10 protein-coding genes are annotated in these 12,322 nt (G+C 34.3%); 4 read left to right on the forward strand and 6 right to left on the reverse strand.

The genetic code is table 11. The features are described 5' to 3' along the window. Nucleotide 1 precedes the first annotated feature (1 nt). From EG342_RS22340 to EG342_RS22355, 4 genes are all read right to left on the reverse strand, one after another. Entirely contained in the window at nt 2-1,147 is a 1,146-nt protein-coding gene (locus tag EG342_RS22340) for an efflux RND transporter periplasmic adaptor subunit (RefSeq protein ID WP_103290496.1), read from the reverse strand. Nucleotides 1,148-1,355: 208 nt separating this feature from the next. Further along, entirely contained in the window at nt 1,356-2,273 is a 918-nt protein-coding gene (locus EG342_RS22345; protein WP_103290178.1) for a helix-turn-helix domain-containing protein, read from the reverse strand. 98 nt (nt 2,274-2,371) lie between these two features. Next, the gene (locus tag EG342_RS22350) at nt 2,372-3,118 is read right to left on the reverse strand and encodes a metallophosphoesterase (RefSeq protein ID WP_103290181.1); all 747 of its coding nucleotides are present in this window, start codon (nt 3,116-3,118) and stop codon (nt 2,372-2,374) included. 104 nt (nt 3,119-3,222) lie between these two features. Then, the gene (locus tag EG342_RS22355) at nt 3,223-4,614 is read right to left on the reverse strand and encodes an MFS transporter (protein WP_103290184.1); all 1,392 of its coding nucleotides are present in this window, start codon (nt 4,612-4,614) and stop codon (nt 3,223-3,225) included. Nucleotides 4,615-4,756: 142 nt separating this feature from the next. On the opposite strand from EG342_RS22355, the gene EG342_RS22360 reads away from it, so the two are divergent. Further along, a complete protein-coding gene (locus EG342_RS22360; protein ID WP_103290187.1) occupies nt 4,757-5,227 on the forward strand; it encodes an Lrp/AsnC family transcriptional regulator in 471 nt (156 codons plus the stop codon). Between the two features lie 343 nt (nt 5,228-5,570). Continuing rightward, complete coding sequence (locus EG342_RS22365; protein ID WP_103290189.1) at nt 5,571-6,989, forward strand: tetratricopeptide repeat protein; 1,419 nt, start codon at nt 5,571-5,573, stop codon at nt 6,987-6,989. 964 nt (nt 6,990-7,953) lie between these two features. On the opposite strand, the gene EG342_RS22370 is transcribed toward EG342_RS22365, so the two are convergent. Further along, nucleotides 7,954-8,469 carry a hypothetical protein gene (locus EG342_RS22370; protein WP_103290190.1) on the reverse strand — a complete coding sequence of 172 codons (516 nt, stop codon included), beginning with the start codon at nt 8,467-8,469 and terminating at the stop codon, nt 7,954-7,956. 18 nt (nt 8,470-8,487) lie between these two features. Beyond that, nucleotides 8,488-9,540 (reverse strand): hypothetical protein, encoded by a 1,053-nt coding sequence (locus EG342_RS22375; RefSeq protein ID WP_103290193.1) that lies wholly within the window; start codon nt 9,538-9,540, stop codon nt 8,488-8,490. A 492-nt stretch (nt 9,541-10,032) separates the two neighbouring features. On the opposite strand from EG342_RS22375, the gene mnmE reads away from it, so the two are divergent. Next, the gene (mnmE, locus tag EG342_RS22380; protein ID WP_103290196.1) at nt 10,033-11,418 is read left to right on the forward strand and encodes a tRNA uridine-5-carboxymethylaminomethyl(34) synthesis GTPase MnmE; all 1,386 of its coding nucleotides are present in this window, start codon (nt 10,033-10,035) and stop codon (nt 11,416-11,418) included. A gap of 261 nt (nt 11,419-11,679) precedes the next feature. Further along, nucleotides 11,680-12,285: a helix-turn-helix domain-containing protein gene (locus EG342_RS22385; protein ID WP_048506285.1), complete on the forward strand. Its 606-nt coding sequence runs from the start codon at nt 11,680-11,682 to the stop codon at nt 12,283-12,285. Nucleotides 12,286-12,322: the final 37 nt, after the last annotated feature.

The following is a 12,322-nucleotide window of genomic DNA, read 5'->3' on the forward strand; positions in this document are numbered from 1 at the left end:
CTTACGATTTTTTCTGTTGAGCATTCTTCTTTTGTGCTACCACAGGAGTTCCCGGCTGTAATCTGTCGAAGCCGGTAGTAATGTACTGATCACCGGCCTTAAGCCCGTTGGATACAATGAATTGATCACCTGCCTTTCCGTTGACTTCAACCGGCAACATTACTGCTTTCCCATTTTTGATGGTAAAGACAAAAACCTTATCCTGGATTGTTCTGGTTGAGGCAATCGGAAGCAGAATAACATTACTGTAAAACTGATTCATTACAATTTTCCCTGTGTTTCCACTTCTCAAAAAGTTGTTAGGATTGTTGAATTTTGCTCTTAAAGTAATAGATCCGGTGGTTTTATTAAACTGTCCTTCCACTGCATCAATTTTCCCGGCTTCAGTATATTTTTCACCACCGGAAAGCAATAGAGATACAGCCGGAGTATTGTTGATTACTTCCTGAACACTACTTCCTACCTGTTGTTTCTGAAAATTATTAAAATCATTTTCACTCATGCTGAAATAGGTATACACCTGATGAATATCAGACAGCAATGTAATAGGCAGCTGATTTCCCGGAGTCATCAAACTTCCCAGACGATAATTGAATCTTCCGATAAATCCACTTACCGGCGCTTTAATCGTTGAAAAGTTCAGGTTGATTTTCGCTGATTGGATGGAAGATGTTGACGAACTTACAGCCCCTCTTGCAGCATTATAAGCAGCTTCTGCCTCTTTCACCTGGATATCCGAAACCATTTTATTTTTAAAAAGCTCCTTTTTTCTGTCCAGATCAATTTTAGAGGTTGAAAGATTGGCTTGTGCTGTAATCAGAGCTGCCTGAGCAATTTTGAGCTGTTCACGAAACACCTGATCTTCAATCTTAAATAAAGACTGTCCGGCTCTCACGTAATCTCCTTCATCAACAAAAATTTTGCTTAAATATCCTGTTACCTGAGGTCTGATTTCCACATTGGAAACGCCCTCAACTGCAGCCGCATATTCTCTGGAAACAGAGGCATCTCCCTGCTTCACTGTTTCTACAGGAAGTTCCGGTGCCTGCTGCTGATAAGATTGATTTTGATTATTTTTCCTACACCCTGCCAGGACGACAAGCGAGAGGAAAATTAGGGTTGATTTCTGAATAAAAAACCTTTGCATAACAATATTCCATTTAAATTTTACCGCACAAAATTCGGACGAAAAAAATTCAATAGAATTATTCGAAAAACCCCTTGTTTTGTCAAAAAGACTCCTCATTTTTTTAAAACCTGATAAAAGTCATTTTGATCTTAGACAGATAAGATCCTTCTTGATCATTTAGATTTATAAAAAAATTTAAATAATGAGAAAGGGATTAAATGAGATTTTAATACAAATCAGCCCTTTTATAAGCCAATGGAGAAATTCCGGCTTGTTTCTTAAAAAATTTACTGAAAGACGCCTGATCTGAAAAACCAAGCTGGGTCGCCACTTCGTTTACATTGGCATTGGAATTCTTAAGCAATAGTCTTGCTTCAACTCCTAATACCTGGTGAACAATATCTCTTGGTGACTTAAACATCGTCTTATTGATTACCTTAGTGAGATATTTACGACTTATGCAAAGCTTATCTGCATAGAACTGTATAGTATGCTCTTCCTTAAAGTGTTCACGGACCAAAATAAAAAAGCTTGTTGTGAGTTCATCTTCCCGATAAGTGATCGGATTTCCTTTTTCTATTTTTTTAAAATAATTATCAATCTCATAGATAACAAGTGAAAAGTGATGCCAGATTAATTCCTTAAAATAATAATTATCGTTTTCAGGATTGTTTAAAATTTTAAGTTCATCCAGGTGAAATTCCACTCTCCGAAACAAATCCGGTTCATTCCTGATTACACTGGCAGGGTCTTCGGAAAGACTCCTTAAGACATCACTCGATCTGTAATTAAAGCCTGCATTAGAAATAAAATCAATTGAGAAGAAAATATATTTAGCCACATAATCTTCTGATACTTCTTCTATCCAAAAGGTCTCTGATGTTGGACTGAATAAAACATCACCTTCTGAAATAATATATCTTTTATCATCAACCCTGAACTTATTATATCCTTTTTTCACAAGAATCATACAAAAATATTCTGACCGGTACGGAACGTTAAGTTTCATAGAATAACTGCTTGTATCAAGAGTTTTTACAACAAATTCTTTAATCCTGAGATCAATTTGCACTTCCTGAAAAAGTTTTTCAAGTGTAAATTCAGAAATGTATCCGGTAGATTCTGTATTTTTCTTTCGAGGCATTGGGATGGAATATTAGGCGAAAATAATAAATATCGCTCTTAAAAAATGACGTAGTCAATTGAAATGCTAAATGATCATCTTACAATTTTTTCACATTGTTAAACCACAATGATCAGTTCCTTATCATAACCGTTATATTTTTCATCAATATAGCCATGAGGATTACAAATAACTTCAGTATCTCCGATTTTATATCTGGATGGTGTATGGATGTGGCCATGAATCCAATATAAAGGTTGGTGTTCTGTAATTAAATCCTCCAGATCAGAAGCATACGCAGAAGTCAAAGGATCTTCTTTGTAATGTTCCGGTACAGATTGAATACTTGGTGCGTGATGGGTTACAACAATATTGTTAAAACCTTTTGAATTTTCAAGGCTTTCTTTCAACCATAATTTTGAATACTGATGGATTTTAAAGGTATCAATCGTTCTCATTTTTGAATAAGAAGGATCTCGTCTGATCTTTTTATAATCATTCATTTTAGGCTGACAAAGCATTCCATATTCGACAGGATTTCCAAAAATTGAAAAATCAGTCCACAACGTTGCTCCATGAAAACGAGTTCCATCAAGGTCTACAAAAGAGTTTTCAAGCACAAATACATTTGACCCCTTTGCTGCTTCTTTAATCCTGTCAAGTGTTTTTGGATAAGAGCCTTTATAATATTCATGATTGCCTAAGACGTAAATTACCGGCTTGTTATGAATTTTAGATTTAATCCATTCCACACCTTTGGTCCCCAGATTAACATCTCCTGCCAAAACAACAACATCTGAATTATCAAAACATAATTCCGTACTGCCAAACTCCCGGTGAAGATCACTAATGACTTGTATTTTCATACTGTAAAAGTAGTAAAGGAGGAGCAAACAGCAAGAACAAAAAAAGAACCGACACCTTAAGTACCGATTCTTTCGTCATATAGTTTGTGTAATTTTAAGGCCGCTTACTGTGAAACTGCGATTTCAGCTTGTTTCAGTTGTAAGCTTTTTACTATAAAATAGCATAACATTCCAAGTGCTAAAAGAGCGTAGCCAATTAAAATAATCAGATTGAGGCTTCCTACGGCAAATTCCGAAGGAAAGACCTGGCTCATTAAAGTCATAAATGACAATCCGATCCCAGCTCCCAGAAAGTAACTTGTAGAACTCAAACTTGATGCCAATCCGTAATTTGCGGGTTCAACATCCTGAATTCCCATTACCGAAAGTGCTGTAAAACAGAAAGTCATCCCAACTCCTGATATACATGCAGCTCCTAATAGTACAGTCGTCAAAGGATGCCCTGCATACACAGAGACCAGCAACAACAAACCTCCGGCCAGCATAAACAACCAGCCAAAAACACCCATTTGAGAAGAGTTAAGCCGCTTTGATATTTGAGGTAAAATAAATTTTGCTGTCAAAGCAGATACAATACTGAACGGCACAAGCATTAATCCTGCTGAAGCAGCACTGTATCCCATATCTTTCTGAAGCATTAAAGAAATAAGGAACAAGAATCCAATAAAGAAATCTCCCAATGTAAAGAATGCCGCATTAGAGACAACCAGAGATTTATGTTTAAATAATTTTAAATCAAACAATGGTTCAGCTACTGATTTCAGTCGATAGAATACCGTAATTAAAAGCAATATAGCTACAACCAGTGAACCTATTACCAGAAAAGGCTGTTCTTTAATATGAATCAGCTCATGTGTTCCGTAGGTCATGCTTAAAAGTCCCAGGACCATCAGAATTCCGGAAATAATATCCGTTTTTTGAGCGGTCTCATTTTTCTCATCTGTTGGCAGATAATAGTAAGACAGCACCAAGGTTATCAGAAGAATAGGAACATTAATCAGGAAAACCCAATGCCAGCTTAAGTAAGTACTGATGATCCCTCCTACGGAAAGACCACTCCCGGAACCAATTGCTGCAAAGGAACTGAAGACTCCAATAGCACGATTCCTTTCCTGTTCTTCTCTGAATGTATTGGTGACAATGGATAAGGCAGCCGGCATAACGAAAGCAGCTCCCAATCCTTGTAAAGCGCGAAATATAGCTAATATATTAAAACTTTCAGACAGACCTGCACCGAGTGATGTTAACATAAAAATAAGTGCTCCCAATAAGAAAATCTTCTTTCGCCCTATCTGATCAGAAAGCTTTCCGCCAATAATCAGAAAACCGCCAAAGAACAATACATAAAGGGTTTGCAGCCATTGAACGGTCTCGGCCCCGATGTTAAACTGCTCCTGAATAGAAGGAATTGTTAAATTAATAATGGCAATATCCAACGCCTCTACAAAAGTTCCTACCGATGCTAAAATTAATATTACATTCTTCCTTGTACTCATATATTCAAATTTCCTGCAAAATTAAAATTAACAGAACGTATTTGAAAATTTAGTCTTAAATTTGGAACGATATTGATATTTAAAATATTTAAAAAGAACAAAACAACTGTTTCACCACTATTTAATTTAAAAAACAGAACAAATGGCAGCAGAAAATTACGTCCCGGACGATAAAGACCTTTCAATTCTCAGACTTCTTCAGAAAGACGCTAAAATGAGTGTCCGTGATATTTCAGCAAGAATCAACCTGAGCCCTACTCCTACTCACGAACGTATTAAACGAATGGAAAAGTTGGGAATCATTAAAGAGTATACAGCCGTTGTGGATCGCAAAAAAGTGAACAAAGGAATGATGGTGATCTGTATGATTGCTCTGAACGTTCACAACAAAAAAACCGCCGGAAAATTCATTGAAGAAGTAGGCAAATTAAAAGAGGTGGTAGAATTTTACAACATCAGTGGAGACTTTGATTTCATGTTAAAAATTCTTGCCCCAAATATGGATGATTTTCATGAGTTTTTTATCAATAAATTATCGGAAATTGAAGGAATTGGTCAAACAAAAAGTATTTTTGTTATGAATAGTATTAAAGAAAGTGTTCAAATTGTGTAATATTTTTCTCATAACAATATCTCATTGCTTTTCAAAAGATTATTGAAGTTTTAGTTATTTTCACTACTTTAGTACTGCTGATTGATCAGCATATTGAAAAGTTCCAATAAACAACAAATAAAATGATGAGCAATAAATTTATTAACTCAGACAATTTTCAACAATTGTCGACAGGTTTTCGTAGACCTATCTGTACAAAAAGTATAAAATTTATTCGGCATACAGTTTCTCAATAAGTTCAAACTGTAATAACAGGCTTTGCTCTAACGGAATAATTACGCATTCTTCAGAACAAACCTGAGATTGACATTATGTAAATGATTACAAAAATCAAAAAAAATCAATGAACTGCATACATGAAATCCGACTGCAAAAACACAAAATACTTTTACTACTTTTCACTACAATTTTCTTTGTTAGCTGCCATAAAAAAGCAGATATCAATGAGCTTGACAACGCGCTATTACAGAAAAATGAAAGACTAAGACTTGAAGGAAAAGATACCGAGCTTATAGCTCTAAATAACGAAGTCATTGAACACGCAAAACAAAGTGGATATCAAAAAGGAGAAGCATTGGGATACATCAATCTGGCGAATATGTATGCTACAATGGGAAAATACAAGATAAGTCAGAAGTACCTGAAATCAGCCAGTGGCATAGCCAATCGCCTTAATGATAATTTCCTATACGCAAAACTATATCATGAATATGGCCAACTCAATTATGTAACAGGTTTAGATAACACCGCTTTAAGCTATAATGCCAAAGCCATTTATTATGGTAAACAATTGGAAAAAAAGGATTGGTTATTAGGGAATATGTACATGCAAAGGGCTGATTTTATCTTTTCTATCAATAAGGATTCTGCATTGATATACCTTCACAAAGGGTTCAGTACAGATCCGTCAGCACTGAATTCTTCAATACTAGGCAATTATTATCTGTCAAAATCTCCTAATATTGATTCGGCTAATTTCTATACTACTAAGGCTCTGACTCTCCTTAAGAGGTCAGAATACGGAACCGCAAGACAAGGGATTATATATTATCTCTACGCCGATTTTCTTTTTGAAAGGAAAGATTACGAAAAAGCTCTGGAATATTACAAGAAATCAACAGAAATCTTAATAAAAACAAAAAGAATTAATAAACTCCCAGGTATTTATCAGCAAACAGCTCTTACTTATCAAAAACTCAATAATAAGGAAAAGGAAAAAGAATATTCTGCCAAAGCTGAACAGCTAAGTAAAACTTTGGAAAATTCAGGAACTGAAGCGATAGACCTCTCACTTACCGAACTGATTGATCAGAAGGAAAAACAGAATATTAATACTATTTTCATTTTTGCGAGTGCAATTGCTCTTATATTAGGAACTTCGTTATTACTTTACATGAGAAAAAGTAAACAAAATAATCCAAGATTAAAGTCATACACAGAAGAATTATTTACAAAAGATCAGATCTCAAAAGAAAATTTCACAGAACTATTAGAACTGGCCAAAAACAATGACCTTACATTCATTAAAAGGTTCGAAGAAATAAATCCGTTTTTATTTCAAAACATTTTAAAAATCAATCCACAGCTTACGAAATCAGAATTATCTTTATGTGCTATGATCTGGCTTGGCTTTTCATCCAAGAATATTGCAGATTATACTTTTATTCAGCATCGTTCTGTCCAGACTAAAAAAGGCAGGCTAAGAAAAAAACTTAACATTCCTTCAGAAACTGATCTTTATAGCTTTTTCACATCGTTATAATTTTTAATTTTCCCAACAATTACTCTTCACTTAAGCAATATATAATCCTGTTAAACCAGCAGGATTTTTTCGTTCCCGATTCCAAAAAGACAAAGGAAAAAAATTTTAAAAAAAACTCTTAGAAAAATATTTCTTTATTACTACCCATTATCTTCTGATGAGAAAATATAAATTTTACGTACAAAATCTTGTTTTTATTAAAAAAGAACCGAATACCATCTAAATAAAATCTATACATCCAGGATTTTAGCCCGATCTTTTTTCAATAAAACTTTTATTAAAAACAACAAATAACAAAATTCAAATAACTGAAATACAAACAATTAAATATAATGAAGTACACATAGTGTAGCTATGTCGTATGTGTTTTTTTGGAAGATTTCTCGTTAATTGAAGATATTTGTCATGTTAAAAATATAAACTCAATAAAATTTAAACCAAAACAAGCGACTAAAGATTTACACCTAATTTTTTAAATGATAAAAAAGATGATCATATAAAATCTTCACCCCTCTTAAAAAGCACTTTAAATAATCTAGTAAAAAGTATTAAGAACACAAATGACAACACAAATGATGAAACTAAGAGGGGTAAGATTTTAAAAAATTTAAACAGATAGTAATAAAAACACAAACGAAAAAGGAGGCCTAATTAACACAATGTACACTATGATGAAATAATATTTCTAAGATCCAACACAAACAATAAATTAAAGCACCACTTTTATTTTACATAAGCTTAGAATATTAAACACCTATTATTTGTTTAAACACGAGAGATTACATTCCCCTTTTGTAATCTCTCGTTATTTTAATTAATAACACCTATACCACACCTTGTTATTTCACTTAAAACCATCTATTCAAGCAATCTTTCATGCATAAAAAAACAGCTATACATTTTCTATACAGCTGTTTTAATTATAATGTATTCCGGGATATTTTCCGGATATTTTAGATGAGATTTATTTCCAATAATTCCAGACCGAACCATCAAATATAGCCAGGGTTTTACTGGTAGTATCATAGCATATCATCCCAGGATAAGGATTTTTCACATTGAGATGTGGAGTTGCTATTTTAGGGAGCATCATTGCTTTATCCTGTGATTCTAATACTAAAACACCATCCGCTGTGCTGGATGAAGCTCCAATAATTACACCTTTCCCTAGTTCAGCAGAATTATTTACCACAACTGCGCTTGAGCTACCTGCATCCGACAAAGGTTTCCATACATCATTCTCATACACTTTTACTTTATTATCAGTTAGATCAAAGACAAAAGTTCCATTGACCAATGTTCCGGTAGGTAAACCTGATGTTGCCGGAAGGATTACACCTTTTGTGTTACCTGATACATTATTAAAGTCTAAAACCGTACTGTTTCCGTCTACTACTTCTTTTCCGATTGCCACCTGAGCAAAGAAAGAATTAAAAATAAGCAATGCAACTGCTATACTTATGTTTTTTATATTTTTCATACTACTTTACTAATTAAATTAATCGTTACAGCTTCTTTGCACACATTTCCACTCTGTACCGTTATAAAGCTTTATACATTTATCCTGAAGATCATACAAAAGCATTCCTTCTTTAGGATCTGCAATTGCATCACCAGGCTGTGGCGTCTGGCTTACATGCTGTACTCTTGTAATAACAAATCCTTTGTCTTTTGATTCCATAGCAAGAAAACCGTTAGGAATATTTTCAGGCCAAGCATTGCTTTTTTGCTGTATCGTAATCCCGAACTTGGTAAAACCATCAGGCGTTCCGCTTGTTGCCGGTTTTGTACAAAAAGCATCCATATCGTCAATAATTACCGGTGCATTACCACAACTGGATTTATCTTCAGACAATCCTTCAGGCCATAAAGACGGACAAGTAGACTTAGTCGCATTCGGGCCACAGAAACTAGCATTACCGGGTCCTAAATTAGTAACAGTTGACATCGCAATTGCTACAATCTGACTATCATTACTAATAACTGATCCCGGTCCACCACCACTTACATCAGCTTTTGCAATACAATATGCTTTTCCTGTAGGAATTCCCACATAATTTACAAACGGATAAGTGGTTGATTGCTGGCTGAAAGTACCGCATATTTCAACTACACTGCTTGTTCCCATTTCAAGGGTTGATGTAGTTCCGGGAAATGCTCCCATAAAAGAAGGATCTCCCTGAGAAACAGATCCCGTTAATGAAAGAAATGATTTTGTACCTAATTTTATTTTAGAGTTTTTCTGAGTACCGAAGGTTCCAATCGTAATAGAACCTGTAGACCTAACACTTGCTCCGTCATTAATATCAAGTATACCATTTACTCCAACATTTACGGTTTGCAGCTGCCCCGACTGAATGATCAGAGTAGCACCAAAAGGAATATCAATAGTTGTTCCTACAGTAAGGTTACCGTTCGAACAATAGGTATTACCGGCGGTCATCACTTGTCCCGTATAGGGGATACATTGTGCTTTTATTACGCCATAAAAAGCAATCATCAATAAAAAAATAACTTTTTCATTGATTTTAAGAAAATTTAAACTATTCATAGACTTTTATACTAAATTAACAGATTTTTCACATTATAAAATCAAAAAATTAAATTTTTGATATCGCTGACGGCCTAATAAACAATTAACATACCAAACTCATTTTCAAGATGTAATAAACAAATATAAATTCGTGCCGAAATTTGTTTTTATTTCATAATATGTAGATCTATTTTCAAGTTCAAATCAGAACAAACAACTAACGACCAGCATAATACGATTAAAATTAGAAATTATTAAAAAGTAATTTTATATTATTTAAAATTCTAAAAATAAATTACATTATCATTTAATCTAACCCAAAAGGCCAGAATATTTTTTGACAGGATGAATTTGGTATTCATACCTACTACTTGCTACAACGTTAAGCATTTGTATATCTTCAGAAACTTTACATTGGAATCGATTTCTTTTCTTTTTAAATAAAAATTATAGAAAAAGTGTATGACCGCCCTTTATCAAAATATGCATTAAAAAGCTTAAATTTGCAGCATGAATAACGATACCATTTGTGCACTGGCTACAGCCAATGGAATAGGAGCATTAGGCATAATCAGAGTGTCAGGAAATGACGCTTTACCGATAGTTCAGAAAAGTTTTCCGGGAAAGAAGCTGGAAAAACAGAAATCACATACGATTCATTACGGATATTTTATGGATGGTGAAGAGGCTATTGATGAAGTAATGCTTTCAATTTTTCTGGCACCGAAAAGTTTCACTACAGAAAACTCTGTGGAAATAGCTTTTCACGGCTCACCACATATTGGAAAACGTATTCTTGAAACCCTGATTAAAAACGGTGCGAGAATGGCTAAAGCCGGAGAGTTCACCCTTCGTGCATTTATCAATGGCAGAATTGACCTTTCTCAGGCTGAAGCAATTGCCGACGTCATTGCTTCTGAAAATGAAGCTTCCAGAAAAGTCGCTATCAACCAGCTAAAAGGAGGAATTACTAATGAAATTTCATTCTTAAGAACAGATCTTCTGAACTTTGTTTCATTAATTGAACTGGAATTGGATTTTGCAGAAGAAGATGTGGAATTTGCAGACAGGACGGCATTAAGTGGTTTATTGGATAAAATTGAGATCAAATTAAATTCTCTTATTGAAAGTTTCCAGTACGGAAATGCAATCAAAAATGGTACTGCTGTTGCTATTATCGGAAAGCCTAATGCAGGAAAATCTACCTTGCTCAATGCTTTATTGAAGGAAGAAAGAGCCATCGTCAGCAATATTGCGGGAACAACCAGAGATACAATTGAGGAAGTTCTTCATATTAAAGGAAATGCTTTCCGTCTTATCGATACTGCCGGACTCCGTGACACAGTGGATGAAATTGAAGCAATTGGGGTAAAAAAAGCTAAAGAAAAGGTAGAAAATGCCAATATTCTGGTATATCTGGCAGACGCTGCTACTGAAAGTTTTTCGGAAGATATTGAGATGATTCAATCTTTATTGAGAGAAGATTTAAAGCTTATCATTTGTGCTACAAAAATTGATGAAGTAACGCCTACTAAATACGAAAACGTAGAAGATATTTTCAGAAATGCAATCAGCCACGAATTTGATTTTATTAAGATCTCGGCAGTTGAAAACCAAAATATTCAGGATTTAAAAAATGAATTATCATCGTATGTTGAGCATTTAAAAACTGAAGAAAGCAATGTGGTGATTACCAACCAACGTCACTTCGAGGCTTTACGAAAGTCGTTGGACGCGGTGCATCAGGTAAAAGAAGCTATTACTTTCCGTATTTCTACGGAGCTTTTAGCCTATGAATTAAGAAATGCCCTGGAGCACCTTGGTACCATCTCAGGAGAAGTTACAAACGACGAAATTCTGGGAAATATCTTCTCGAAATTCTGTATTGGCAAATAAGTACGACAAATAAAACAAACTAAAACAAACCAAACGATTGATTATTAGCTATTTACAAAAATATTGATTTTGTATGAGTTTTTCAAAGTTTGGTTAGTTTTGTTCAGTTTTGTCCCCCAGTTGTCCCTCAAACCAATAATATTTTATTTTTTTTAACTCGGGAGAGTTAGTGTCACTTAAGGTAATTTATTGTACCTAATTGTACTTAAATGTACCATAATGTACCTTAAGCCAAATTATCTCTTCCACAAATAAAATATTATGAAAATCAAGAAGATTTGCGAACATTGTGGACTTGAATTTATTGCCCAAACAACAGTAACCAGATACTGTTGCAAAACCTGTAATTCCAGAGCTTACAAGATTAATGTTAGGGAACTTAGAGAAAAATTGACTGAAGCAACTCAGGAAGTTTCCAAACCTCAATCAAAACCTAAAGAAGATCCTAACTCTTATTTTGCCCTCAAAACCCTTGATTACTTAACAGTCAAGGAAGCTTCTATTTTATTGAAATGTGATAAGAGAACAGTCTATCGAATGGTTAAAAATGGCAGTATTCCTGCAGCTAATTTATCCATCAGAAAGATTCGTCTATTAAAGAAAGATATTGATGCATTATTTGAAGTCAAGCCAAAAGTAATCCAAAATCCAACAGAAGATTTGGAAAAGATTGAATGGACACCTTTAAAGGATTGCTTCACAATGGGTCAAATTCAAAAAGAGTATAATATCTCTCCGACTTCCTTAAAAAATCTTATAGAAAGACATAATATCCCAAAATTTCAGAAGGGCAAATTTGTATATGTACCAAGAGTTAAAATTGAGCATATTTTAAAGAGGATTGAGTTGGGTATTTATTCAGGATAACACCAATTTATTTGGCATTCTGACGCCAAATTTCCCC

Source organism: Chryseobacterium lactis, assembly GCF_003815875.1.
GTDB classification, from domain to species: Bacteria; Bacteroidota; Bacteroidia; order Flavobacteriales; family Weeksellaceae; genus Chryseobacterium; species Chryseobacterium lactis.

Coding starts and splice junctions, on each gene's coding strand:
- EG342_RS22340 (WP_103290496.1), bottom strand. CDS start 1,147: ATGCAAAGGTTTTTTATTCAGAAATCAACCCTAATTTTCCTCTCGCTT.
- EG342_RS22345 (WP_103290178.1), bottom strand. CDS start 2,273: ATGCCTCGAAAGAAAAATACAGAATCTACCGGATACATTTCTGAATTT.
- EG342_RS22350 (WP_103290181.1), bottom strand. CDS start 3,118: ATGAAAATACAAGTCATTAGTGATCTTCACCGGGAGTTTGGCAGTACG.
- EG342_RS22355 (WP_103290184.1), bottom strand. CDS start 4,614: ATGAGTACAAGGAAGAATGTAATATTAATTTTAGCATCGGTAGGAACT.
- EG342_RS22360 (WP_103290187.1), top strand. CDS start 4,757: ATGGCAGCAGAAAATTACGTCCCGGACGATAAAGACCTTTCAATTCTC.
- EG342_RS22365 (WP_103290189.1), top strand. CDS start 5,571: ATGAACTGCATACATGAAATCCGACTGCAAAAACACAAAATACTTTTA.
- EG342_RS22370 (WP_103290190.1), bottom strand. CDS start 8,469: ATGAAAAATATAAAAAACATAAGTATAGCAGTTGCATTGCTTATTTTT.
- EG342_RS22375 (WP_103290193.1), bottom strand. CDS start 9,540: ATGAATAGTTTAAATTTTCTTAAAATCAATGAAAAAGTTATTTTTTTA.
- mnmE (WP_103290196.1), top strand. CDS start 10,033: ATGAATAACGATACCATTTGTGCACTGGCTACAGCCAATGGAATAGGA.
- EG342_RS22385 (WP_048506285.1), top strand. CDS start 11,680: ATGAAAATCAAGAAGATTTGCGAACATTGTGGACTTGAATTTATTGCC.